A 25,778-nucleotide genomic window follows, 5' to 3' on the forward strand; every position below is an offset into this window, starting at 1 on the left:
CGTGAGATCCCTCGGCTTCCTCAAAATGTGTTGGGGTGAAACGGAAAAGGCCGCCGGCTTTGCGTCTTGGACGCAACAGGCGGACCTTCTTCTATTATGAAGCGGGGCGTGGCAAAAGAAAAGCCGCTTTTCCGGAAAAGTCCGGAAAGCGGCGGGAGAGAAAGGGATATACACACGCGGACTTCGGGATCGGCTTAGCTGCAGGCGCAGTTCAACACCGGTTTGCGCGCGGCGTTCGTCTCGTCGAGACGGGTAACCGGCGTCGTGTACGGCGCGTTCAGCAGCAGTTCCGGATTTTCCTCGGCTTCGCGGGCGATCCGGATCATCGTGTCGATAAATCCGTCGAGCGTTTCTTTGCTTTCCGTCTCGGTCGGCTCGATCATGATGCACTCTTCGACGTTGAGCGGGAAATAGATGGTCGGCGGGTGATACCCGAAATCGAGCAGCCGCTTGGCGACGTCCAGCGTGCGCACGCCGTATTTTTTCAGGCCGCTGCCGCTCATGACGAATTCGTGTTTGCACGGGCCGGCGAACGGCACTTCGTAATGGTCTTTGAGGCGGGCCATCATGTAGTTGGCGTTGAGCACGGCGCATTCGGAGACGCGGCGCAGGCCGTCCGGGCCGTATGTGCGGATATAGGCGTAGGCGCGCACGAGAATGCCGAAGTTGCCGTAATACGCTTTGACGCGGCCGATCGAAGTCGGCGACGCGGCGGCAAAATCGTACGATCCGTCTTCGAGCTTCTCGACGACCGGAGCCGGCAGGTACGGGATCAGGATCGACTTGACGCCGACCGGACCCGCGCCGGGACCGCCGCCGCCGTGCGGCGTGCTCATCGTTTTGTGCAAGTTGAGATGCACGACGTCGAAGCCCATGTCGCCCGGCCGGGTAATGCCCATGATCGCGTTGGAGTTGGCGCCGTCGTAATAGAGCAGGCCGCCCGCTTCGTGCACGATCTGCGCGATTTCGACGATTTGTTCTTCGAACAGTCCGAGCGTGCTCGGATTGGTCAGCATGAGCGCGGCCGTGTCGGAACCGACGGCGGCGCGCAGCGTGTCGAGATCGACCATGCCTTTGGCGTTCGACGGAATGGTCACCGTCTCGAAGCCGGCCACGGTCGCGCTCGCCGGATTGGTGCCGTGCGAAGAGTCGGGCACGATCACTTTGGTACGCTGATGTTCGCCGCGTTCTTCGTGGTAGCTGCGGATCATCATCAGGCCCGCCCATTCGCCGTGCGCGCCGGCGGCCGGCTGGAGCGTGACGGCGTCCATGCCGGTCAGCGCGGCCAGGTCATTCTGGAGCGTGTACATCAGCTCAAGCGCGCCCTGCGCGCTCGACACCGGCTGATACGGGTGGATCTTGGCGAAGCCGGCGTAGCGGGCCACGTCTTCGTTGATCTTCGGATTGTATTTCATCGTGCAGGAGCCGAGCGGATAGAAGCCGTTGTCCACGCCGAAGTTGCGGCGGGACAATCCCGTGTAATGGCGGATCACGTCGACTTCGTACACTTCCGGCAGGGCGGCGGCATCGCTGCGCTTGAATTCGGCCGGGAGCCAGTCCGCGGCTTCTTCTTCGCTGACCGGCACGTCGCAGTCCGGCAGCGAATAAGCGACGCGGCCGGGGGTGCTGAGTTCGAAAATCAGGGCGCAATCTTCTTTGGCGTCGAAGCCTGTCGGCGTCGTCAGATCGAGGCTCGTGTTCATAGACTTCCCTCCAAAATTTCCGCGAAGCGGTCGATGTCTTCCTTGGAACGTCTTTCGGTGACGGCGATCAGCAGGGCGCTGCCCAGTTCCGGATACTCGCGCGACAGGTTATAGCCGCCGATGAAGCCTTCTTCCAGCAGCTTTTCGTTCAGGGCGTCGATGTCCGTGCCTTCCGGCAGCTTCAGCACGAACTCGTTGAAGAACGGCGAAGTGAAAGCGGGCTTCACGTCATGGATCGAACCGAGCTGCTTGGCGGCGTAGTGCGCTTTTTTGAGATTCAGGTCGCAGACGTCGATCATGCCCTGGCGGCCCATAACGGACAGGTACACCGAAGCGGACAAAGCGAGCAGCGCCTGGTTGGAGCAGATGTTCGACGTCGCTTTGTCGCGGCGGATATGCTGCTCGCGCGCCTGAAGCGTCAGCACGAAGCCGCGCTTGCCGTTTTTGTCGGTCGTCTGGCCGACGATGCGGCCGGGAATTTTGCGCATAAGCGCTTTGGAGACGGCGAAGTAGCCGCAGGTCGGGCCGCCGTACGAACCGGAGATGCCGAGCGGCTGCGCGTCGCCGACCGTGATGTCCGCACCGAGCCGGCCCGGCGCTTCCAGCAGGCCGAGCGACAGCGGGTTCGCGCTGACGACCAGCAGTCCTTTTTGCGCATGGACGAGTTCGCCGATACTTTTGACGTTTTCCACAGCGCCGAAGAAGTTCGGCGATTGAACGAGTACCGCCGCGGTATCGCCGTCGATCATCTTTTCCAGCTGCTTCAGGTCGGTCACGCCGTTCTCGAAGCCAGCTTCGACCACTTCGATGCCGAGTCCGTACGCGTACGTGCGCACGACCGCCCGGGTCTCCGGATGCACCGTGCTCGCGATAATGATCTTTTTGCGTTTGGTGGCGCCGCTTGCGAGCGAAGCCGCTTCGGCCATCGCCGTCGCGCCGTCGTACATGCTGGCATTGGCGACTTCCATGCCGGTCAGCTCGCAGATGTACGATTGGAACTCGAAGATCGCCTGCAGTTCGCCCTGGCTCACTTCCGGTTGGTACGGCGTGTAGGCCGTATAAAATTCCGAGCGCGAGATGACGTGGTTGATGACGACCGGAACCTGGTGATCGTACAGCCCGGCTCCGAGGAAGCTGGCGTAGCGGTCGCTGTCGGCGTTTTTGCCGGCGAGCTGCGTCATGTGGCGCAGCAGCGCCGCTTCGTCCAGAACGCCGGACATCGGCAGCGTGCCTTCGTAACGGACGTTTTTCGGAATATCGACGAACAGGTCCTCCATGCTCTGCGCGCCTACGGCGGCGAGCATGTCGCGTTCGTTCTGCTCGGTCATCGGAATATAACGGTGCTTTTTCAAGGCGTATTCACTCCTTTTTCGGATGGGGCGTTGTCGGACGGGCTATGTTGAATAAGCGCTTTGTGCGCCGGGGTGTTTTTGTAAAAAGGAGCTTTGACGACTTCGGCCTGCAGCTTCTTGCCGCGGATCTCGACTTCGATCTTCGTGCCGATCGCCGCGAATTCCGCGTCGATCAGCGCCAGCGCCAGATTGCGCTTGAGCGTCGGCGACTGCGTGCCGGTCGTCACTTCGCCGATCCGGCGTCCTGCGGCGAAGACGGGATAATGCGAACGCGCGATGCCGCGGTCGATCATCTCCAGGCCGACGAGCTTGCGGGGCACGCCGGCTTCTTTCTGGGCGGCCAGCGCTGCGCGGCCGATGAAGTCGCCTTTGCCGAGCTTGACGAAGTAGCCGAGGCCCGCTTCGAGCGGCGTGATGTCCGCCGACAGCTCCTGCCCGTACAGCGGCAGCTTGGCTTCGAAGCGCAGCGTGTCGCGGGCGCCGAGTCCGCACGGCAGCAGCCCAAGCGGTTCGCCGGCAGCGATCAGATCGCGCCAGATAACGGCGGCGACCTGCGGATCGGCGTAGATCTCGAAGCCGTCTTCGCCGGTGTAGCCGGTGCGGGACACATAAGCCGCCGGGCCTTCGAACGCGTTCGTCGCGATGAAGTGAAACGGCTTGAGCTCGTCGAGCGCCGGCTCGGCGCACACCTGCTTGAGAATTTCCAGCGAAGCCGGACCCTGCAGCGCGATTAACGCGGTGCCTTCCGAGACATCGCGGAATTCGACCGATTCGGGCAGATGCGAGTTGATCCACTGCGCGTCTTTGTCGATATTGCCGGCATTGACGACGAGCATGTACTGCCCCGTGCCGATCCGGTAGACGAGCAGATCGTCCACGACGCCTCCGTTTTCGTAACACATGAACGTATAGACCGCTTGTCCGTCTGCCAGCGATCGAATATCGCCGGTCGTAAGTATCGACAGAAAGTCTTCGACGCCTTCGCCGCTGAGCATGAATTCGCCCATATGCGAAACATCGAACAATCCCGCACGTTCTCGCACGGCGTCGTGTTCTTTTTGAATGCCGAAGAACTGAACAGGCAGGTCCCAGCCGCCGAAATCGATGCAGCGGGGTTCGCCGGTCTCCGCATACAGCGGGTAGAGCGGGGTACGCTTGAGAGAAGTCATCGTGTAAGAGTCTCCTTCGGAAATCGGATTTGGTGTTGGATGGCGCGAAAAAGGACAGGTCCCCAAAGACCGGCTCTTTAGGTCGCCGAAGCGAAAAAAGGGCCTGATCGAAAGGGCTCTGTCCTTGATACCTGAGAGTTACCCCGCCGCCGAATTCCGATCAAGTGCGATCGGGACATGCAGCAGGTTTCCCCTTGGGTGATCCGCCTGCGGTCCGGGTTCGAAAATTCCGGCTGCGCGGATGCTCTCCAGAGTGGCGTCCGGCACAGGTCCTTTTGCCTGAGAGATTCGCCGCTTCGCGCAGCGTCCTGATCGACACGCGCCAATGTTCGGTTTACTCCTTCGGCGGCACCCGCAAAGCTCTCTTCGCTTCCGGTGCTCTCTCCCTATGCTTTCACTCGCCTATGCGTCAATCGTCGAACGTTCGTGTTTTGCCAAATGCGGATCAAATGCTTTATCCTAATTATTAAGGGATGCGGCACCCCATTGTCAACAAAACTTTACGGAGTCCAAAAAATATTGTGAGGAACATTGACACGTCAAATAGGCTGCCGTAAGCTAAAAGCATTGAAAATTCCCGAACAACGCAAACAGCACATCAGCCGAATGTTCGGCAATACACCGAAATGGAGCGAACTTACAATGAGCGAAGTCAAAGCGGGTTTGTACTATACCAAAGATCACGAATGGGTGGAAAAGCTGGAAAACGGCAATCTGCGTCTGGGCATTACCGATTTTGCGCAGCATCAACTGGGCGATATCGTGTTCGTCGAACTGCCGGAAGCCGGCGCGGCAGTTGAAGCGGAAGGCAGTATCGGTTCGATCGAATCGGTCAAAACGGTCTCCGACCTGTTCTGTCCGGTCGGCGGCACGATCGCGGCGGTCAACGGCGCACTTGAGACCGAACCGGAACTCGTCAACGGCGCACCGTACGGCGAAGGCTGGATGATCGAAATCGAGCCGGACGGCGCGGCGGAAGGGCTGCTTGCCGGTCTGCTGACGCCCGAGCAGTACGAAGCCGAGCAGGCCGACTGATTCGGGATGACAACCCCGATAAGGCTGGAAGAAAGCGAAGCGCCGATCTCGGCCGCCGATCTGGACGCGCTGGAGCGGCGGTTCGGCTTTGTGTTCCCGCTTTCTTTTAGGACGCACTATTTGAAGTTCAACGGAGGCTACCTGCCGGAAGAGCGGATGGAGCGGCAGCGGATGGCTTTTGGCGGGTTCAATCCGATCCGTTACAGCACCCTGCCGGCGGAGACGCTGTATCTCGATCTGCTGGAAGCTTTCCCGCAGCTGGAAGGTCTGTTTCCGTTCGCGTACGATCAGGGAGGCAGCTCGTTTATGATCGCGCTCGGCGAACGGGCCGACTTGGGCCGGATCTATATCTGGCTCATGGACGGCGAAGAACTGCTGCCTATTACGGATTCGTTCGACGAGTTCGTCGACCTGCTGTGGGAAGAGTAGCCAACGTTTGAAGCCTGCGCGTCGGTCGCGGGCTTTTTTGTCGTTTATCCAATTGTCACGGACCGGCGCCCTGGTTTATGATGGACAGTAAGCGAACACCGTTCCGACACAAACTGGAGAAGTGCGAAGGAGGCGAACGGATTGACGGACAAAACGGCGCTCGTAACAGGAGCGAATTCGGGCATGGGCTTGGCGACTTCCGCCGGTCTGGTCCAAAAAGGGTATCGGGTGCTTATGGCATGCCGCAGCCGGGCACGCGGGGAAGAAGCGCTGGAGCGGATTGTACAGTCCGGAGGACCCGGCTCGGCGGAACTTGTGCTGTGCGATCTGGCCGATCTGGCTTCGATCCGCCGCTTTGCCGACGACGTGCACGGGCGTATTTCGTCGCTCGACGTGCTGATCAACAACGCGGGCGTCGTCAGCCCCAAGCGGCAGGAGACGAAGGACGGCTTCGAGCTTGCGCTCGGCGTCAATCATCTGGGTCATTTTCTGGCGACGAATCTGCTGCTGGACCTGATCAAGCCGGCCGGCGGCCGGATCGTCGTCGTGGCGTCCGGCGCGTACAAGGCGGGGCGTATCCATTTCGAAGATCCGCATCTGCGGGACGGATACAATGTCGTCAAATCGTACGGCCAGTCCAAGCTTGCGAATATCCTGTTCGCGCGCGAGCTTGCGCTGCGCCTATATGCGGACGGCGTCGCCGTCAACTCGCTGCATCCGGGAGCCGTGCTGACGCAGCTCGGCGTCAACCGCGGAACAGGCTTCGGGCAGGGCGTGTATCGGGCGCTCGGCCGGATGCCTTCGTTCCAGACGCCGGAAGAAGGCGCTTCGACAGCCGTTTATTTGGCGGACAGCCCGGAAGTGGAAGGCATTTCGCGGGAATACTTTTACCGGAGCCGCCCCAAGCGCCTGGACCGCAAAGCGGAAGACGACGAGACGGCCGCGCGCCTGTGGGCATGGAGCGAGCGCGAAGTCGGTCTGTGAGGCGTCCTTTTCGCACAACGGTTCTTCGGAGCAAATGGGATGCAGCCAAAGAAAGTCCAAACGGGGGAAGTCCAAATTTTGACGGCCGATTCCGATCGGCCGATACGACGATGGGGGAAAAGACATGACGACATCCAAAGAAGCGGCATCCGGTCAACCGGCATCCGATCCAACGACAATTGATCCACAATCATCCGGTCCGGTGCCGGCGATTGAACTGGCCGCGTTCGAAGACCTGCCGGCTATCGTGGACATTTACAATTCGACGATAGCGGGACGCATGGTGACGGCCGATCTCGAACCGATCACGGTCGAGAGCCGCCTCGCCTGGTTCGAAGAGCACGAGCCGTCCCGCCGTCCGCTCTGGGTCATGCGTCGCGACGGCCGCGTCGCGGCGTGGATCAGCCTGCAGTCGTTCTACGGCCGGCCCGCTTACGACGCCACCGCCGAAGTAAGCATTTACGTCGACGAGGCGCTGCGCGGCACCGGAGCCGGCAGCCGTCTGCTGGAGAAAGCGATCGCGGAAAGCCCGGCGCTCGGCGTGAATACGCTGCTCGGTTTCGTATTCGGACATAACGTGCCGAGCTTGAGACTGCTGCAAAAATACGGGTTCGAATCGTGGGGCAATCTGCCGCGCGTGGCCGTATTGGACGGAGTGGAACGGGATCTCGTCATTTTGGGGCTGCGCCTCAACCCGTAACGGCGGTCCGAAGACCGCGGCAAGAGAACGGAGTGTCGACGACACTCCGTTTTTTCATAGGCGCAGGAGGTTTTTTTTAGGTGAAAAGTGTAGAAAAAGTGCGTCCGTCGGGCGATTTGCGTCCAATATAACTAGGAAGCCGGGCGGTGCGCGCAGCCGCTGCGCCGCATGCCCGCAATATCGCATGGACAAACAAGATTTTGGAGCGAGGGGGAAGGGATATGACCGACATGCTGAACTTTAACGATACGCTGGACTGTCCCGATTTCGAAGCTTATCCCTACGGGGATTTGGGACTGACGTTTTCGCCGCAGTACTGCACGTTCAAAGTGTGGGTGCCCGGCGCGGAACAGGTGCGGATCGCGATTTACGAAGACGCGGGTACGTACGAAGCCGACGGGCGGGTGACCGACCATTCCGGCGGGCGCGAACTGACGATGGAAGAAGACGAGTACGGGGTATGGAGCATCGTCGTGCCGGGCGATCTCGAAGGATATTATTACCTCTACCACATCACGTACAAAATCGGCGAGCACGAGAACAGCCGGTACGTGGTCGATCCGTATGCCAAAGCTTCGTCGGCCAACGGTCAGCGCGGCGCGATCGTCAACATGAAGCGCACCGATCCCGAGAATTGGGAGAACGATCTTCGCCCGCCGCTGCGGCATGCAATCGATTCGGTCGTCTACGAGCTGCATGTGCGCGACTTTTCTTCTTCGGAAGATGCAAAAATGAACCATTCCGGCCAGTATCTGGCGTTTGCCGAAAGCGGCATCCGGACCCGGGAAGGGCGCAAGGTCGGTATCGACCACCTGGAAGAACTCGGCGTGACGCATGTCCATCTGCTGCCCGTATACGATTACTGTACGCTCAACGAATGCGACGTGACGCCCGATGCGTACAACTGGGGGTACGATCCGCAAAACTACAACGTGCCGGAAGGTTCGTATTCGTCCGATCCGCACAATCCGGAAGCCCGGATCCGCGAGTTGAAAAAGATGGTACAGGCGCTGCATGCCCGCGGTATCCGCGTCGTCGTGGACGTCGTGTTCAACCATACGTTTTCGGTCGAAGACGGGCCGTTCGATCCGGTCGTGCCGGGCTATTATTATCGGTTCAACAAATACGGACAGCTGAGCAACGGTTCCGGCGTCGGCAACGAACTGGCGACCGAACGCCCGATGGTGCGCAAATACATTCTCGATTCGCTGCTGTACTGGGCGGAAGAATACCATATCGACGGGTTCCGGTTCGACCTGATGGGCTTGATCGACACGACGACGATGCGCACGGTCGCGTCGGTGCTGCACGAGAAAGTCGATCCGACGATTCTGATCTACGGCGAGCCGTGGACCGCGCTGGATTCGCCGCTGCGCGAGCTGACGCTCAAAGGGTCCCAGCAGGGCGGAGGCTTCGCCGTGTTCAACGACAACTTCCGCAACGCGCTCAAAGGCGACGGCGACGGCTGGGGAACCGGCTTTATCAGCGGCGCGTCCGGCAAGGAAGGCGAGGTCGCGCAGGGACTGCGCGGGTCGGTCCACGATTTCGCGGCGGAACCGGCGGAGAGCGTCAACTACGTTACCGCGCACGACAACCTGATTCTGTGGGACAAGCTGGTCAAGTCGCGCGGACAGTGGGAAGCGGCGGGGCTGATCGAATTCGATAACGGCAAGCCGGCGTCGGGCCAGACAGCGGCCGAAGCGGTCGCGGCCTGCGATCCGCACCGTATGCTTGGCGAAGATCCGCTGGATCACGATCTGGTCAAAAGACAGCTGCTCGCTTACGGGCTCGTGCTCACTTCGCAGGGCATTCCGTTTATCAGCGCGGGCGACGAGCTGCTGCGCAGCAAATTCGGCGACCATAACAGCTACCGCAGCCCGGACGCGGTCAACGCGATCCGCTGGAACAACAAAGACCGGTTCCATGCGGTCACCGATTATATCCGGGGACTGATCGAGCTGAGACGCTCGCACCGGGCATTCCGCCTCAAGACGCGCGGCGATATCGAAAAACATATGGACGTATTCCGCATGCACGGCGGAGTCGTCGGCTTTACGCTGAACGACCATGCCGGCGGCGACTTGTGGCGGACGATCGCCGTCGTGCACAACGCGACGGAATCGGAGCAGGGCATCGAACTGCCGGCGCGCGGCCGGCCGTGGAAGATCGTCGTCGACGGACGCCGGGCCGGCACGCAGGTGTTGGGCGAGACGGGCGATTACATAAGCGTACCGCCGTTGTCGACCCTGGTGCTGTACGACGACGAAGACGATTACGTGCCGGAGCCTGCGCAGCTCGAATGGGAAAATATGCCGGGCGTCGTCCAGCCCGGCGAGAAAGTGTTCCTGCACGCGACCGTGCGCGATCAGCGCGGGCGCCGCATGCCCGAAGTGCAGGTCTCGTACCTGTCTTCCGATCCCGAGAAGATCATCATCCGGCGCGACGGTTCGGCCTGGACGATCGGGCAGGGCCGGGCGCTGATCACCGCAGTCTGCGGCGATATGCAGAGCAGCACGGCGATTCTGATCGAGCGCCGCACGCTGCACCAGCTCGGCATCGCCATGGAAGACGAAGTGCGCCGCCTGTACGTCGGGCGCAGCCTCAAGCTGCGGGCCGAACCGAAAGATCCGTTCGGCAACCCGATGTCCGCTTCGCGCCTGGAATGGCGTTCGAGCGACGTCGGTATCGCGACCGTCAACCAGGCCGGCCGCGTAACGGGCATGCGCCCGGGCCGCGCCGTCATCTCGGTGTCCGGCGACGGCGTGCAGGCGCAGCTCGCGCTGAAAGTGCGCGAATATACGCCGCGCAAGCTCATTCTGGAATACGAGCGCGAAGATCTCGATTACGCGGGCTGGAACCTGTGGATGTGGGGCGCTTCCTTCGGCAGCCGGCGCGTCGATTTCCTCGGCGAGCAGGGCGGCGTGGCGTCGGTGCTGCTTGAAGTGGCACCCGATGCTGCGAGCCTCGGCTTTATCGTTCGGCACGAAGAATGGGAGAAAAAAGACATTGCCGCCGACCGGTACATCGACCTCGGCGTCATTACCGGAGGCTGGGTCCGCATCCGGATTCGCAGCGGCGAATTCCGCGTCTCCGCCGAAGCGCTGAACGAAGCCGACATTCCGGCGGAGCAGGAAAAGTTCGCGCGCTGGAAGCTCGAAGCCGACGAGCGCGCGGAGCAGGCGGGCCGAGCGGCGGAAGCTGCGGCGGGTAGCGAAGCGGGCGGAGCCGGAGACGGCGAGGCGACTGGAGAACGAGTCGAAGACGAAGTCGGAGTTGGTGAAGCGGGAACCGGCGCTGCAGCCGGGGATAGCGGAGATTCGGGTCGGGCCGAGGAGGGCGAACAGTCCGACTGGGTCGAAGAGGCGGATTGGGCCGACGAGGCCGAACAGGCAGGTCGGGTCGAAGGCTCGGATCGGACCGAACAAGCCGAATCGGCGGATCTGACTGAAGATCCGGCACGGCCCGACGAGCACGGCCCGACCGAATCGGCCATAGGAATCGCGCAGACCGAATCGGCAGCCGGATCGACCGGGCCGAATGTCGAAGGCGCGGAAGCGGCCTCGGCCGATCCGCACGGCACGGATGCAGCGGCCGAAGCGGAAGCCCGGTTCGCTCGGGTCTCCGAAGCCGAACTGTCGTCTGTGCAGGCCGACGAAGGCTACAGCGAACCGGCACAGCCGAGCGCGGCCGGCTCCGATGATCCCGCCGCCAACGGCGAAGACGCGCAGTGCCGGGCTGCGGAGCAGCCGGAGTCCGAACACGGCGCCGGCGAAGAGGAACGCCCTGCAGCCGACGAACAGGCCGGCGAAGGCGCAAACGACGGCACCGAAGCGCCAAAAGACGGCCAAGACCGCGGCGCAGGCATCTAAGCGGCGGCCGGATAGCGGCCCGACGGGCAAGCTGCCCAACAGGCGGCGTTCCAAATATCGAACAACCCGGCTCTCTACACGGAGGGTCGGGTTTTTTCGGCGTATTCCGTAACGAAGAAGATCGGACCGGACTGCGACGATTATGCAAACTTTGGCAGCCCGATCAGATTATATGCGAAAACGGCCTTATCGAGTGTGCAGGTTAGCAGGCTAATCCCCTCAATCTTGATCCGCAGCAGCAATAACTGCGTGAATCCACTTATTTTCGCTCAAAAGCCGCCCGGATCGCAAATAACTGCACAGATCCACTTATTTTGCGGAAAAAAGAGCTTTTCACTGCCCAAGCGATGAAATAACTGCTCTTACGCAATTATTTCTCGCAGCGTAGGCAGCCCGAAGAAAATAACTGCCCTCTCGCAGTTATTGCTCGCCGCTTTTTGCAAAAGAACGAGCGCAAGGACAAAATTTGCCTACATACACTTGAGAATTGGACATTCGCCTTTAGACAATCGTCTTTTTACACAATTGCCTAATAATAAAAAAAAGAAGCAGGCTCTTTGGAAGAGCCTGCTTCTTACTTGCCTATAAACGGCGCACTTCGCGTTGCCGCGTCCCCCGCGCTGCCACGCCATCCGCGCCGCCACGTCCCCCGTCCTGCCGCTTTCAGCAGACATTCACCCTTCCGAACCGTCAAAATACACCGCTTTGCCTGTACGGGCCGATTCGTAGATCGCTTCCAAAATTTCCGAGACGACGCACGCCTGTTCCGGCGTGACCGTCGGCGTCAGATCGTGCTGGATCGCTTCGATCCAGCGGAACATTTCCACGTCGGCATCGCTTTGCGCGCTGCCTTCGTAGAAAGCTACGCCGCCGGCGGAGAGGTCGACTTCCTTCGTGTACAGTCGGCCGAATTCTTCGCCGTTGATGCGCAGGCCATTCTTCATGTCCGCGCCGCCTTCGCTGCCGCTCAGGCTGCATTTGGCTTCATCCACGTCGAGCGAGTTCAACGCCCAGCTCGATTCCAGCGTGACCGTCGCGCCGTTCTCCATGACGATCATGCCGAACGCGGAATCTTCGACCTTGAATTCGGCCGGGTTCCACGGGCCCCAGGCGTTGGCCGCGTTCTCGCGTTGGGACAGCTCGTGGTACTTCGTGCCGAGCACGACTTTGGGCTTGTAATTGTCCATCATCCACAGCGTCAGGTCGAGCGCGTGGGTGCCGATATCGATCAGCGGGCCGCCGCCCTGCTTCTCTTCGTCGAGGAACACGCCCCAGGTCGGAACCGCACGGCGGCGGATCGCGTGGGCTTTGGCGTAGTAGATATGGCCGAGCGTGCCGGCTTCGCACGCTTTTTTCAGATGCTGGCTGTCCGGGCGGAACCGGTTATTGTAGCCGATCGTCAGCTTTTTGCCGCTGCGCTGCGCCGCCTGCACCATTCGGCGCGCTTCGGCGGCCGTTTTGGCCATCGGCTTTTCGCACATGACGTGTTTGTCCGCTTCGAGCGCGGCGATCGAGATCGTCGCATGCGATTCGTTCGGTGTCAGGACGTGCACGATATCGATCGAAGCGTCGCGCAGCAGTTCGGCGTAATCGGTATAGACGGCGGCTCCTTCGGCTCCGTATCGGGATGCCGCTTCGGCCGCGCGTTCCGGCACCAGATCGCAGAAAGCGACCAGTTCGACGTTGTTCAATTTGCTCAGGCTCGGCAGATGTTTGCCGTTGGCGATTCCGCCGCAGCCGACGATGCCGATTTTATACGTTTTGCTCATGGATATTCACCTCGTTTGGGGAGTGGTCGATCTGTCCGGGCGGCGTGTCGGCGGGATGCCGGTGCAGCTCGGATTGTTTGGCTTTGCGGTAGACGGACGGGGACGACCCCATCCGTTTGCGAAAAACGGTATGCAGATAAGCGGCGGTCGAGAAGCCTTCGAGTTCCGCGATCCGCTCGATCGACAAGCTGCCGGTCCGCAGCCGGTCGCAGACGGCCTGCAGGCGGATGTCTTCCAGCACGCGGCTGAACGGCCGGTCGCGATCGACGCCGCGGAAAATGCGCTGCAGCTGCCGCGGGCTGAGATCCAGCTTCTCCGCGACGTCTTCCAGCCGCAGGCCGGACGTGTAATTCGCTTCCATGTAGCGGACGGCGTAATCGTAACGGTAAGCCGCCATATCGCGGCTGGGCGCTTCCGTGCCGATATCGCCGGAATCGTACGCCTGAATCGTTTTGAGCAGAATGCCGATCACCTGCATGCGGATATCGGTATAATAGCCGATCCGTTTGCTCTCGCACGCTTCGTACGCCTGCAGGAAGCACGGCATGGCGCCGTGGCTATCGGCGGCGGGTCGCAGCGGCAGCGCGCCGAGCTTCTGCATGCATTCTTCGGCTTCCGCCGCTTCCCACGGATCGACGGAAGGATTGGGCCGGCGCACGATATCGACGTGCAGGCACAGCTCGTCCATCGCCTGGGCGCCGTCGGCTTCCTGATAATGCATGACGCCCGGCCCGGTCAGATACAGCAGCCCTTCCGACAGCGAGTGCGGCTGGTCGCCGAGAATGACCCGGCCCGCTCCGCGCGGAATAAAATGGAACTCGTACGTCGAATGATTATGGAAATTGATGATGCGTCCCGGCTCGAACGACGTCAGATGGAAGCGCAGCACGCGGATTTCGTAATGGCCCCAATGGACCGCGATATCAAGCCGCTCCAGAATGTCCCCTTTGTCGAACATGGCTTCGTAAGGGAACCCGGCGCGCGCGAAACGTACCGTCATCTACCGATCCAGCTCCTTCGGCGACACGACGCGTTTTTCGCGTGCGGAACGGTTGGAAGCTTCCATCAGCGCAGAGAGTTCGACGGCCGCGGCCATGTTTTCCGCAGCGGTCGTGCCGGTCTGGATATGCCGGACCCACTGCTCGAGAGCGCTCTCCCGATTCGGCGGCAGCGTCTGTTCGGTCCAGTCGGCAAGACTCTCGTCGCGTTTGGAACGAAGCAGCAGCTTGCTCTCTGGCGTGCCGTACAGAAGCGTCCCTTCCGTGCCGTGCACTTCGATCGTGAACGGCGAATGCGCGTTGACGAAGCCCGCTTCGACCGAAGCGATCGCGCCGGAGGCCGTGAACAGCGTCGACAGCGCGTTGTCTTCGACTTCGCGGCCCGTGATATGGCCGAAGTTGGCGCTGACGCCGGTGACCGGTTCGCCGAGGAACAGGGCGGACAGGTACATCGGGTGGCAGCCGAGATCGATCAGCGCGCCTCCGCCGCACTGCCGGGCATCGTAGAAGTGTTCGGGCAGCCATCCGGCCAGCGCCCCGTCGTGGGAGAGCCGCACCCGCACGTACGTGACCCGGCCGAGCAGCCCGCGTTCGAGGATATCCGAGATCGCAAGCGTGTAGCCGTCGTTCAGACGCGGCAGCGAGACGGTCAACTTAACGCCGGCACGTTCGATTTCCGCCACGATATCCGCCGTTTCCGCCGCGGTCGTCGCAATGACTTTTTCCGTAAACACATGCTTGCCTGCCCGAGCCGCCGCGACGATCACTTCTTTATGGCGGTTCGTCGGCGCATCGACGATGACCGCGTCCACGCTGCCGGAAGACAGCATGTCTTCAAGCGTCTCGTAATAAGGCACGCCGAGCTTCTCCGCCGCTTCGCGTCCACGCTGCGGCACTTCGTCCCACACCGCCGTTATTTCCGTATCGCCGTGTTCTTGAGCCTGACCGATATAATCCCAGGCGTGCACATGCCAGAGACTGGCTTTGCCTATGCGAATCGTCAATGTGTCGTCCTCCTGTAATCGATATCTAAAATTCTGACATTTCCCTCCTTAAAATAGCATAGCGTTGTTCCGAATTCACTAAAACGTCGCGACATTTCATGTTCAAGATCGCGACATGAAGTTCGGTCCGCCATGCAAATCGCGATCGCCGCCCTGCCTGTTGTTTAACGGCGAGCGTTTGCGGTTATCCCCTAAAGGTAGGTACCTGGACACAAGCAGCCCGGCCCGGACGTCCATGCAGGCGGCAGGCCGCGGCAAGAAGGAGGAGCGCGATGGAGTCGCAGCAGCAAAAACGAACAGGGGAACAAGAACAGCCGGGCAGCGGCGATTACTGGAAGGAAGGGGTGCTATACCAGCTGTATCCGCCAAGCTTCAAAGACAGCGACGGCGACGGCTGGGGCGATCTCGGCGGCATGCTGGAAAAGGTGGACTATCTGGCGGAACTCGGCGTCAGCGCCGTCTGGATCGGTCCGGTATGCGATTCGCCGATGGAAGACAACGGCTACGATATTCGCGATTACTATAAGATTCACGACGCGTACGGCACGATGGAGCAGCTCGAAGAACTGATCGCCAAGCTGCACGAGCGCGACATTCGGCTGATTATGGACATGGTCATCAACCATACGTCAGACGAACATCCGTGGTTCGAAGCGTCCCGGTCGTCTATCGACAATCCGTATCGCGATTACTATATCTGGAAGCCGCCGGGCGAAGACGGAGGACCTCCGAACAACTGGCGTTCCTTCTCCGAAGAATCGGCCTGGGAGCTCGACGAAGCGACGGGCGAATACTACCTGCATATTTTCGATAAAAAACAGCCCGATCTGAATTGGGAAAACGCGGACATGCGCCGCGATCTGTACGAAATGATCCGCTTCTGGCTCGACAAAGGCGTAGACGGGTTCCGGTTGGACGCGATCAACATGATTTCGAAAGACCCGTCTTTTCCGAATGCGCCGGAAGAAGCCCGTCACCCGAGAGGGCAGCAGTTTTACAAAAACGGTCCGCGTATTCACGAGATGCTGCGCGAGCTGCACGAAGAGACGTTCGGCCGGTATCCGGGCACGCTGTCGCTCGGCGAAGCGCCGACGGTCACGATGGACGAAGTCGTCCGCTACACGGCGCCGGAGCGGCGCGAAATGGATATGGTGCTCCAGATGGAGCTGATCCGGCTGGGCAAAGATTTCGGCAATCCGTGGAAAATCGATCCCGATTGGTCGCCCGTGACGCTTAGGGAAAGCGTCGTCCGCTGGCATGCGGAAGTGTTCGGGCGGGGTGCATACGCCACTTACCTGAACACGCACGACCATCCGCGCATGATCGGGACTTTGTTCGGCGGTGCGGCCGGGAAGTCCGAAGCGGAAGCGGGCGAGCTGAATCAGGCGGCCGCCAAAGCGATCGGCACGTTCCTGCATACGCTGCCCGGCACCCCGCTCGTGTACCAGGGCGAAGAACTGGGCATGCCGAACGCCGATTACGGCTCGCCGGACGATTATCGCGACAAAGCGACGGTCGCCGCGTACAAGCGGCGCACGGGCGAAGGCGAAGCGCCGGAAGACGTGCTGCGCAGCGTGCATGCGCGCAGCCGGGACGGCGCGCGTTCGCCGATGCACTGGACCGGCGGCGAGCGGCGCGGATTCACGACCGGCACGCCGTGGATTCCACTGTCGCCGGACGGACGCGAAGCGAACGCGGAAGACGAACGCGCCGACCGCAATTCCGTATTCCACCATTACCGCCGGCTGATCGAACTGCGCAAGCAGTCGCCCGTGCCGGCGCACGGCGATTTGACGATGCTTCCGCTGGAAGACGACTGGATCTTCGCCTATATCCGCGAAGCGCAGCATGAACGCTGGATGGTGCTGATCAATTTCTCGGCCGAGCCCCGGGAATGCCCGGTTAACGCCGAATGGGCCAAACTCGCCGAAGCGGGCGAACTGCTGCTCGGAAGCGCTCCGGCGCATGCGGGCAGCGCCGGGGCGGGCGCTCCGTTCCGGCTGAGCGCGGGCCAATACCGGCTGCATCTGCTGCCGTACCAATCGGCCGTGTACCGGCTGGACGGCGACCGCGCCGACGCGGCGCCGGAACCGCTGTAAGCGCAGCAGCCGCGTGTCCCGATCGCGCATCCCGGTCGCGCATTCCGTATCCATACGCAAAAAAAGCGGTCCCCGGTAAGGGGGACCGCTTTTTCGTATGATGTGCAGGCGACGAACAGCTGCGTTCGGTCAGAGACTGGAATTACGCGGTCTGCTTTTCTTCGAACGTCGTGCATTCCGCCGTGTGGTCGGGAGCGAAGACGACTTCGATCTTCTCGGCTGTGCAGGTGTTGTCGTCCCAGTTGGTGCAATCCGAAACTTGGCATTTGATATCAGACATGATGATAACCTCCGTTTATATTGGTTTTTTGCTGCGAACCTTCTGTCAGGGCAACAAATCTTGTAAAACCAATATAACACGAATAAGCGGGTCCGCAACCCGCGTTTTTAAAAAAATATGAATATTATTTATAAAAAAGGCTCGGAATGTTCGGTTTTAGTGAGGATGATAGTCATTGTCGGGATAATGAATTTCATTGTCAAGATAATGAGAGTCACTCTCGGGAGAATGAGACTCAGTCTCAAACTGCTCTTTTTAATTTAGCATATCGTTTTGGAATGTTCAACCGTAAACGCCGAATCCGGAAAACATTTTCGGTTTTGTGTTTTCGAAGCGGTTTCATAGAAAAGCGAGGCGGTTACGCAATAGATAATGGAAAACAAATCCATGCAGCAAGTCCATACAGCAAATCGATCCAGCCAAATACAGAGGAACCGAGGAGGAGACGCAGCATGACGACAAAAGCATTGGCAGGCAAAGTGGCGGTAGTAACGGGAGCGGGTTCGGGGATCGGCAAAGCAAGCGCGATTCGCTTCGCGCAGGAAGGGGCCAGAGTGGCCGTTCTGGAGCTGACGTCGGATACGGCGCAGGAGACGAAACGGGAGATCGAACAGGCCGGCGGCGAAGCGCTTGTGCTGGAATGCGACGTGTCGGACCCGGAATCGGTGCGCCGGGCGATCGGAGAAGTGGGCGCGGCGTGGGGACGCATCGACGTCGTGTTCGCCAACGCCGGCATCAACGGAGCGGCGGCCCCGATCGAGACGATGGAGATCGAAGACTGGAACAAGACGCTCGAGACCAATCTGCGCGGCACGTTCGCCACGGTCAAATACGCCATTCCTTTTTTGAAAAAAGAAGGAGGCAGCGTCGTGATCACAAGCTCGATCAACGGCAACCGCGACTTTTCCGGCACCGGTTTCGCGGCGTATTCGTCTTCCAAAGCCGGACAGGTCGCTTTTGCCAAAATGGCGGCGCTTGAACTCGGCCGGTACAAAATCCGGGTCAACGTCATCTGCCCGGGCGCGATCGACACGAATATCGGCAAAAACACGTTCCCGAGCGACGACCTGCAAGAAATCGCGATTCCGGTCGAATATCCCGAAGGCAGCCATCCGCTCAAAGGCAAACCGGGCAAGCCGGAAGAAGTCGCCAAGCTCGTGCTGTTTCTCGCGTCCGACGAGTCTTCGCATATCAGCGGCACCGAGATCTACGTCGACGGCGCGGAATCGCTGCTCTGATCCTGGTTCTAATCGCGGCTCTGAAGCGTCAGCCCCGTCCGCGCCGCAGCGCGTCCGGAATGACGAAGAAGACCAGGTGCAGCGTCGTAAACATAAGCAGCGCGAGCAGTTCTTCCGCGAGCAGATACAGCGGGTAGTCGCCGAACAGGTCGAGCACCGACGGCGTATCCGGCTTGCCGCGCAAAAACATGTAGTTGGCGCCGAGCAGTACGTCGAGGATGTAGACGGCAAGCGCGATGGCGTTCAGCGACAGCATGGCCGTCAGTACCGTTCTCCACGTCGCGCGGAACCGCTCGATCCAGACCATGTACAGCGCGGACAGGATAATGGCCGCGTGGGCGACGAAAAATTGCACGAAGCGAAAATGCGGATAAGCGTACGCCAGGTTCGGCGTGATCAGCGCCTGCAGCGCGCCGCCGATCCCGGCGAACAAGAGTAGTCCGGCCAGAAACCGGCTGCGCGTGACCAGCATGAGGATCGCCGCAAGCAGCATCAGGCTGCACAGCTCGAGCGGCAGCGTGAAGCGGGCGTTCCAGGCGTCCTGCGTCACATACCAGATATGTAGGGATAGTTCGGACGCCGCAAGCGCGGCCAGCAGGGCAAGGCGCAGGCCAAGCGCCAGCCGGGGACTTGAACGAATACGCCGGCGGCAGGCGAACAGCAGCGACGCCGCGAGCACGAACAGCGCCAGCGCAAGCAGATGGGCCGGCGCAAACGCGGTAAACGGCTCGGAGCCGGAAGACGAGAAAAAAGCAGCGGACACTTGCACAGCCTCCATTCCTGAAAAAATCGTGCAGCTCTTGATTTGATCTTCGGGGATTGCCGGGCATTCGTCAATGGCCGACCGCACGCAGAATTCGCCACGCACGTCAAAAAGCGGCATTCCCGGTAGCCTGTCGGCTAAAATTCGGGGATGCCGCTTTTTGCGCATGAAACGGTCGAACGATTCATCCGACGCTCTGGGCACTCAGCTCGTCTTCAACGAATTCCTGCTCCATAAAAGCATCTTCACGTCTGCCTCTGTGGTCAATTAGACCTAGCTCACCTTCAGCCTTATATTTACGCATCCAGATCTTTAGACGATTGAGATCGTAAATGCCGAGCTCTTTCGCCACCTGCTTTTTGGTCATTCCGTCCATACGCATTTGAACGGCTCTAAGCTTCGTTTCATAGCTGTACTTGCAAAATGTTTGTCCCTTAGTTGCCACTAAAACCACCCCTTGAGACTTATATCGGACGGTGGATGTTTTTTCTGATGGTTTTGACAGCGAAAAGGAAAAAATATTTTTTGGCGCTATATTCCGGCCGAAGCGTCGACAGAAACGAAGTCAGGCACGTTCGATGATCGTGTTCATCGTGGTGCGATCGAGACCTTTGACGAGGCGTACGAGCAGTTCTTTGGCTGCCGCGTAATCGTCGGTATGAATGATCGACGAAGACGTATGGATATAACGTCCGCAGATGCCGATGACGGTCGAAGGGACGCCGATTCCGCTCAGATGCACTTGGCCGGCGTCGGTGCCGCCCGGGGAAATGAACGGCTGGACTTTAACTTTGTGCGTGGACGCCGTATCCTGCACGTATTCGAGCAGGCCGCGGTGCGTGATCATCGTCGGATCGAAAATGCGCAGCAGCGCGCCTTCGCCGAGATGGCCGAACAGGCTGCGGTCGCCCGTCATGTCGTTCGCCGCGCTGCAGTCGAGCGCGAAGAAGATGTCCGGCTGAATCAGATTGGCCGCCGTTCTGGCGCCGCGCAGCCCGACTTCTTCCTGTACGGTAGCGCCGCTGTAGACCGTATTCGGCAGCTGCTCGCCCTGCAGTTCCTTCAGCAGCTCAATGGCGAGACCTACGCCGTAACGGTTGTCCCAAGCTTTGGCCATAATTTTCTTCGGATTGGACAGCGGGGTGAAATCGCAGATCGGCAGCACCTGCTGGCCGACCTTGATGCCGAAGCTTTCCGCTTCCGCGCGGTCGTCGGCGCCGAGGTCGATATACATCGACTTGAGGTCCGCCGGACGGTTCGCTTCCGCTTCGCCGAGCAGATGCTTCGGCGTCGAGCCGACGACGCCGGTAACGGGACCGTTTTCGGTAATGATCTGCAAGCGCTGCCCGAGCACGACCTGGCTCCACCAGCCGCCGAGCGGCTGGAAGCGCACGAGACCTGTCGGCGTAATGCCGTTGACGAGGAAGCCGACTTCGTCGAAGTGTCCGGCGACCATGACTTTCGGTCCGTCTTCCTGGCCGCGCATGACGCCGAACAGACTGCCGATCCGGTCCTGGACGAACTCCTGCGTATACGCTGACAGCTTCTCCTTGACCAGGGCGCGCAGTTCGCGCTCGAATCCCGGAGCCGCCGGGAATTCCGTTAATTGTTTGAACAAAGCCAATGTTTCGTTATTCATGTTCGCACTCTCCATTCTTGAATATGACCGCGGGAACGCCGTGCCCGCTCTTCCTTATAAGTATGCAGGCTCAGGCAGCAATTGTCACGACTGCCGGCATAATCCCGTTTTTTCCAGCCGGATATGTGCGTTCGGTGCTTTGATCATGTACAATATACTAGCGTACCTTTTCAGAAGCATCTTACTTTTTGAAAAACGGTTTGCGCGTCCGTAGGAGAATGACTTAGGAGGTTGTCCACATGTCCGTAAGTTCCGAATCCATGCAGATCGTTACCGCCGTAAGATCCAATCTTGAGACTTGCATATTAGGGAAAACCTTTGAAATAAAATTGTTGATGACCGCCCTGCTCGCCGGGGGACACGTGCTGATCGAAGACGTGCCCGGCACGGGCAAAACGCAGCTGATCAAAGCGCTGGCCCGCTCGATGGAAGGCGTCTACCGCCGCGTCCAGTGCAACCCCGATCTGCTGCCGACCGACATCACCGGCGTATCGATCTACCATCCGCGCGAAGAGCGGTTCCAGTTCCGTCCGGGCCCGATCATGTCGCATATTTTGCTCGCCGACGAGATCAACCGCGCCACGACGAAGACGCAGTCCGCGCTGCTGGAAGCGATGGAAGAACGCAGCGTGACGGTCGACGGGGAGACGCATCCGCTGCCGCATCCGTTTATGCTGTGCGCCACGCAGAACCCGATCGATTTCGAAGGCACATACGTGCTGCCGGAAGCCCAGCTTGACCGCTTCATGATGAAGCTGCATATGGGTTACCCCGATCTGGAGACGGAGAAAAGCCTGATCAGCGCCAACCGGATCGGCCAGCCGGCCGACCAGCTGCACGCGGTGACCGACATGGCGCAGATCGCCGCTATCCAGCGCGAAGTGCGCGACGTGCATATGAGCGAAGCCGTCACGTCGTACATGCTCGGCATCATCCGCGCCACGCGCGAACATCCGTCCGTGCTGCTGGGCGCAAGCCCGCGGGCCTCGATTTCGTTCGCTCTGGCGGCCAAAGCTTACGCCTTCATTAACGAACGCGATTTCGTGCTGCCCGACGATATCAAGGAATTGGCGCCTTTCGTGCTGCCGCACCGCGTCCTGATCCGTCCGGAAGCCCGTCTCGACAGCCTGAACGCCGAATCGCTGATTCGCAATCTGCTGGCCGCCAGCAGCGTTCCGGTATCGATGGGACGCTAACGCATGCGGGAAATCTGGAGCCTTTTCAAGCCCAAGCTGTCTCCCGCCAAAATGTCGATGCTGATCTCGGTCTGGATGTGCTGCCTGTTCTACCTGCTGTTCCAGGGCGGCAAAACGTCGGTCATGCTGTTCGCCATGGTTACGCTGTTCGGTCTGTACCTGCTGTTCGGCGGCCTTAACGGCATAGGCCGGACGCGGGGAGAACGCAGCTTCTCGGGCGACGTGGGCGAATGGGGCGGCGTGCTGCATGCCGGCGACCAGATCCGGGTCCGGCTGCGGCTGGAAATCCCCGGATTTCTGCCTCTGCCGTACGTTATCGTGCGCGAGACGCTCAAACGCCACAGCGGAGAAACGTGGTCGTTCGAAGAAAGTCTCGTACCGGGCATGAACGGCCGGGGCGAACTGCTGTTTCAGACGCCGCCGCTCGAACGCGGCCGGTACGCTTTTTCGGAGACGGAATGCGTCACGGAAGACATTTTCGGCCTGATCGAGCATCGCGGCGCCTTCTCGGCCCGCGGCGAATTCCGCGTCCGGCCGCGCACGGCCCAAATCGCCAAATGGCAGTTGCTCGACCGCCGCAACCGGCTGCTCGGGCCGCAGTCGGTCGGCAACGTGTCCGGCCGCGAGACCAATCAGGTCGGCGGCGTGCGCGACTACGTCTACGGCGACCGGATCTCGCGTATCCATTGGAACGCGACAGCCCGGACCGGAGAATGGAAATCGAAAGAATTCGAATACGAATCGATTCCCAAAACGATGCTGGTGCTCGACACGTTCGAAGAACATTATCGTTCCCCGAGACAATTCGAAACGGCCGTCTCGACAGCCGCTTCGATTTTGGAATACGGCGGGCGCGAATCGATTCCGATCGGGTTGTGCTCGCTCGGCAGCGAAGTGCGCGTGTTCGAGTCGGGGCAGGGCCGTTCCAAGCTGCACGAGATGATGGATCATCTCGTCGATCTGGACTCCAAAGGCAGCGGCTCGCTGCTCTCTTCGCTGGAGTCGGCCCGGAGCCGTCTCCCCAGAGGAGCGGTTCTGGTGCTCGTGACGCCGCTGTCCGAAGGACCGGTCACGGAACTGATGCGCTTCGCGCAGACGCACCAGATGAGTTTTTGCCAGGTTCAAATTACGGAGGCTCCGGCAAAAGAAAGCGAAGCCGCGTCGAAGCAGTGGGTGTCTTCGCTGCGTGCCAAAGGAGTCGCCGCTTACCGCGTCGGCAGCCTGGATGAGCTGCCGTCCGTTTTGGAAGGAGGCATTAGATGAAGAAATGGGCCGAATCGTTGAAATCGTCCTGGTATACGGCGGTCGCTGCCGTCTGGCTGATGATCTTCGCCCTGCAATGGTTGACGTATACGCGCACCCTCTGGTTTGACGAGACCAATGCTCTCGTGCTGGCCGTGCTGGCGACGGTAGCCGTGATCCACGTGCTGCTGCCGAACGTTTCCTGGTTCAGGCTCGGGCTGAAGGCGATCGCTTTCGTCGTCGTCATGTACAGCGTGCTGCGCCGCTACGGCGTATTCGAACCCACCGGAACGCTGGCGTCGAGAGCGGAGCAGTTCTCCGCAGCCATGTTCCCGTACGTCTGGTTCGCCCTGATCGCCTGGCTGCTGTTCGAATTTTGTATTCGCGCGGTGAACAGCCAGCGGCGGATTCTCATTTTCGCTTTTCTGAACATCGTGCCGATGGCGGCGCTGGATTCGTTCACGGTCGTCAGCTTGTGGAAACAGGTGGCGTGGATCGTGTTCGCGACGATGGGCTGGCTGGTGTGCGATCACTTTCGCCGCTTCCAGACCCGTTTCCCCAGAGGCTGGACCGCGATCCGCCGCAATCCGTTCAAGCTGCTGATCAACACCGCAGTCGTGTTCTCGCTCGTTATTCTGGCGGGCATCAACATGCCGTTCGTCCAGCCGATTCTGACCGATCCGTACACGGCCTGGAGACAGATTCAGGGCACGTCGACTACGGCGTTCAACGGAAACGGCCTGCTGCAAAACCAGGCTTCGTCTTCCGGGTACAGCCGGGAAGACGGCCAGCTCGGCGGCGGTTTCAATTTCGACTATACGCCGGTCATGACCATCGAATCGACGGAGCGCAGTTATTGGCGCGGCGAGACGCGCATGACGTATACCGGCAGCGGCTGGGATGCCGACAGCGGTTGGGGATCGCTCGACGAAGTGACCCGCGACCGCGAACTCGAAGCCGAGGAAGACGCGCCGCTGACGCCGACCCAGACGGTACGCCAGCGCGTTACCATGCAGTCCGATTCGACGTATCCCGTCCTGTTCGGGGCGTATTCCATCAACCGGGTGGAGAACGTCGATATCGAAAACGGCGAATCGCGCATGCAGTGGAAGCCCGAACAGGGCGAGCTGCATTGGCAGGAGCGCGCCGGCCGCGGCGCGACGATCTATCCGAAGACGTATACGATCACGTCGGAAGTGCCGATCGTGCCGGTGGACGCCCTGCAGAAGGCGACGTATACCCAGCTGTATCCGGACGGCGTCGATCCGCGTTACGTGCAGGTTCCGCGCGGATTTCCGCAGCGCGTCACCGATCTCGCTTCGGAAGTGACGTCTTCGGGCAAGACGCCGTACGAGAAAGTGTATTTGCTGCAGCAGCATTTGCAGCAAAACTATATGTACACGAACAACCCGACGCTGTCGCGCCGCCAAAGCGACGACTTCGTCGAAGGATTCCTGTTCGATATCAAAGAAGGCTACTGCGATTACTTCTCGACCGCGATGGTCATGATGGCCCGCTCGCAGGGCATTCCGGCCCGCTGGGTCAAAGGCTACGCGCCCGGCAATTCGACGGGCGAGATTCCCGAGCGCTTCAGCGAGAACAGCGCCGAGTACGAAGTCACGAACGCCAACGCCCATTCGTGGGCGGAAGTGTATTTCGGCGATTACGGCTGGGTGCCGGTCGAAGCGACCAAAGGCTTCAGCATGCCGCTGCTGCAAGACTCCGCCGCGCCGGACCAACCCGATCCGGTGGAAGAACCGGAACAGCAGCCGGAAGAAGAGGAAGAAGAAGCGGTGCCGGCCGATACGGCCGCGCCGACCGATTCCGATTCGCCGTTCGTGCCGATTATCGTGACGGCGGCTGCGGTCATCGTCGCGGCCTGGGGCGCGTTCCTGCTCTGGGTACGCCGCCGTTCGATCTACTTCTTCGTGATGGGTCTGCGCATGGGCGGCCCGCTGACGTCCGATCAGAAAATCGTGCTGGAAATGGAACGTTTCCTGCGCTTCCTCGGCCGCAAAGGCATGAAGCGCGAACAACACGAGACGCTGCGCGAGTCGCTGGCGCGCTGGGAACGCAAAGTGACCGGGGCGGAAGCCGTCACGGCGCCGATTCTGGCCCTGTTCGAGAAAGCCCGTTACAGTCCCGAGCGGATTACGGACGACGAATGGGCCGAAATGCAGCGCCTGACGTCCGAGCTCAAGAAGAACTGGAAAGGGTACTATCCGGTTACGCCGCCGCTGCCGCAATCCAATAGCTGACGCGAAGCGTTCGCTGTGATATAGTTTGAACTTAAAGACTAAAAAGGCTAT

At 60.3% G+C, this 25,778-nt stretch carries 20 protein-coding genes and 1 riboswitch; of the genes, 10 read left to right on the top strand and 10 right to left on the bottom strand.

Annotated elements, in window-relative coordinates:
* Positions 1-194 precede the first annotated feature (194 nt).
* From gcvPB to gcvT, 3 genes are read right to left on the bottom strand one after another with little or no spacing between them, the layout of a single operon-like run.
* Positions 195-1,703 carry an aminomethyl-transferring glycine dehydrogenase subunit GcvPB gene (gene gcvPB, locus FTE24_RS21455; RefSeq protein WP_150230472.1) on the bottom strand — a complete coding sequence of 503 codons (1,509 nt, stop codon included), beginning with the start codon at positions 1,701-1,703 and terminating at the stop codon, positions 195-197.
* Positions 1,700-3,055, bottom strand: coding sequence for an aminomethyl-transferring glycine dehydrogenase subunit GcvPA (gene gcvPA / locus FTE24_RS21460; RefSeq protein ID WP_150230471.1), 1,356 nt, complete (start codon positions 3,053-3,055; stop codon positions 1,700-1,702). The genes gcvPB and gcvPA overlap by 4 nt, the downstream gene beginning before the upstream one ends.
* The gene (gene gcvT / locus FTE24_RS21465; protein WP_150230469.1) at positions 3,052-4,224 is read right to left on the bottom strand and encodes a glycine cleavage system aminomethyltransferase GcvT; all 1,173 of its coding nucleotides are present in this window, start codon (positions 4,222-4,224) and stop codon (positions 3,052-3,054) included. The genes gcvPA and gcvT overlap by 4 nt, the downstream gene beginning before the upstream one ends.
* Before the next feature lie 257 nt (positions 4,225-4,481).
* Positions 4,482-4,622, bottom strand: a riboswitch (glycine riboswitch).
* Positions 4,623-4,866: 244 nt separating this feature from the next.
* On the opposite strand from gcvT, the gene gcvH reads away from it, so the two are divergent.
* From gcvH to pulA, 5 genes are all read left to right on the top strand, one after another.
* Positions 4,867-5,259 carry a glycine cleavage system protein GcvH gene (gcvH, locus tag FTE24_RS21470; RefSeq protein ID WP_141446390.1) on the top strand — a complete coding sequence of 131 codons (393 nt, stop codon included), beginning with the start codon at positions 4,867-4,869 and terminating at the stop codon, positions 5,257-5,259.
* 6 nt (positions 5,260-5,265) lie between these two features.
* A complete protein-coding gene (locus FTE24_RS21475) occupies positions 5,266-5,688 on the top strand; it encodes an SMI1/KNR4 family protein (RefSeq protein ID WP_150230467.1) in 423 nt (140 codons plus the stop codon).
* A 141-nt stretch (positions 5,689-5,829) separates the two neighbouring features.
* Positions 5,830-6,672 carry an SDR family oxidoreductase gene (locus FTE24_RS21480; protein ID WP_150230465.1) on the top strand — a complete coding sequence of 281 codons (843 nt, stop codon included), beginning with the start codon at positions 5,830-5,832 and terminating at the stop codon, positions 6,670-6,672.
* Positions 6,673-6,796: 124 nt separating this feature from the next.
* Complete coding sequence (locus FTE24_RS21485; protein ID WP_237401882.1) at positions 6,797-7,372, top strand: GNAT family N-acetyltransferase; 576 nt, start codon at positions 6,797-6,799, stop codon at positions 7,370-7,372.
* A gap of 221 nt (positions 7,373-7,593) precedes the next feature.
* A complete protein-coding gene (gene pulA / locus FTE24_RS21490) occupies positions 7,594-11,241 on the top strand; it encodes a type I pullulanase (RefSeq protein ID WP_237401883.1) in 3,648 nt (1,215 codons plus the stop codon).
* Between the two features lie 674 nt (positions 11,242-11,915).
* Here the strand turns inward: pulA and FTE24_RS21495 are convergent.
* The 3 genes from FTE24_RS21495 to FTE24_RS21505 are packed head-to-tail and all read right to left on the bottom strand — an operon-like array spanning position 11,916 to position 15,012.
* On the bottom strand, positions 11,916-13,010 hold the full coding sequence (locus tag FTE24_RS21495; RefSeq protein WP_150230463.1) for a Gfo/Idh/MocA family protein: 1,095 nt from the start codon (positions 13,008-13,010) through the stop codon (positions 11,916-11,918).
* Complete coding sequence (locus FTE24_RS21500; protein WP_150230461.1) at positions 12,994-14,010, bottom strand: helix-turn-helix domain-containing protein; 1,017 nt, start codon at positions 14,008-14,010, stop codon at positions 12,994-12,996. Before FTE24_RS21500 ends, FTE24_RS21495 begins: the two co-directional genes overlap by 17 nt.
* Positions 14,011-15,012: a Gfo/Idh/MocA family protein gene (locus tag FTE24_RS21505; RefSeq protein WP_150230460.1), complete on the bottom strand. Its 1,002-nt coding sequence runs from the start codon at positions 15,010-15,012 to the stop codon at positions 14,011-14,013.
* Positions 15,013-15,284: 272 nt separating this feature from the next.
* Here FTE24_RS21505 and FTE24_RS21510 point away from each other — a divergent pair, with 272 nt between their 5' ends.
* A complete protein-coding gene (locus tag FTE24_RS21510; protein WP_150230458.1) occupies positions 15,285-17,111 on the top strand; it encodes a glycoside hydrolase family 13 protein in 1,827 nt (608 codons plus the stop codon).
* Between the two features lie 142 nt (positions 17,112-17,253).
* Here FTE24_RS21510 and FTE24_RS21515 read toward each other — a convergent pair whose 3' ends face one another.
* A complete protein-coding gene (locus tag FTE24_RS21515; protein WP_202111955.1) occupies positions 17,254-17,391 on the bottom strand; it encodes a DUF1540 domain-containing protein in 138 nt (45 codons plus the stop codon).
* Positions 17,392-17,843: 452 nt separating this feature from the next.
* Here FTE24_RS21515 and FTE24_RS21520 point away from each other — a divergent pair, with 452 nt between their 5' ends.
* Positions 17,844-18,629, top strand: a complete 786-nt coding sequence (locus FTE24_RS21520) for an SDR family oxidoreductase (protein ID WP_150230456.1) — start codon at positions 17,844-17,846, stop codon at positions 18,627-18,629.
* Positions 18,630-18,657: 28 nt separating this feature from the next.
* Here the strand turns inward: FTE24_RS21520 and FTE24_RS21525 are convergent, their stop codons facing one another.
* The 3 genes from FTE24_RS21525 to FTE24_RS21535 form a co-directional block, all read right to left on the bottom strand.
* Positions 18,658-19,392 (bottom strand): TMEM164-related integral membrane acyltransferase, encoded by a 735-nt coding sequence (locus FTE24_RS21525; RefSeq protein WP_150230454.1) that lies wholly within the window; start codon positions 19,390-19,392, stop codon positions 18,658-18,660.
* Positions 19,393-19,576: 184 nt separating this feature from the next.
* Complete coding sequence (locus tag FTE24_RS23520) at positions 19,577-19,837, bottom strand: helix-turn-helix domain-containing protein (RefSeq protein ID WP_150230452.1); 261 nt, start codon at positions 19,835-19,837, stop codon at positions 19,577-19,579.
* 120 nt (positions 19,838-19,957) lie between these two features.
* Positions 19,958-21,031: a M42 family metallopeptidase gene (locus tag FTE24_RS21535; RefSeq protein WP_150230450.1), complete on the bottom strand. Its 1,074-nt coding sequence runs from the start codon at positions 21,029-21,031 to the stop codon at positions 19,958-19,960.
* Between the two features lie 239 nt (positions 21,032-21,270).
* Here FTE24_RS21535 and FTE24_RS21540 point away from each other — a divergent pair, with 239 nt between their 5' ends.
* Genes FTE24_RS21540 through FTE24_RS21550 form a run of 3 tightly spaced genes read left to right on the top strand, consistent with a single transcriptional unit; the run spans position 21,271 to position 25,727 of the window.
* Complete coding sequence (locus FTE24_RS21540) at positions 21,271-22,227, top strand: AAA family ATPase (RefSeq protein ID WP_141446378.1); 957 nt, start codon at positions 21,271-21,273, stop codon at positions 22,225-22,227.
* A 3-nt stretch (positions 22,228-22,230) separates the two neighbouring features.
* Positions 22,231-23,490 (top strand): DUF58 domain-containing protein, encoded by a 1,260-nt coding sequence (locus FTE24_RS21545; RefSeq protein ID WP_150230448.1) that lies wholly within the window; start codon positions 22,231-22,233, stop codon positions 23,488-23,490.
* Positions 23,487-25,727 carry a transglutaminase TgpA family protein gene (locus FTE24_RS21550; protein WP_150230446.1) on the top strand — a complete coding sequence of 747 codons (2,241 nt, stop codon included), beginning with the start codon at positions 23,487-23,489 and terminating at the stop codon, positions 25,725-25,727. The genes FTE24_RS21545 and FTE24_RS21550 overlap by 4 nt, the downstream gene beginning before the upstream one ends.
* Positions 25,728-25,778: the final 51 nt, after the last annotated feature.

Source organism: Saccharibacillus sp. WB 17, assembly GCF_008634075.2.
Classification (GTDB): Bacteria; Bacillota; Bacilli; order Paenibacillales; family Paenibacillaceae; genus Saccharibacillus; species Saccharibacillus brassicae.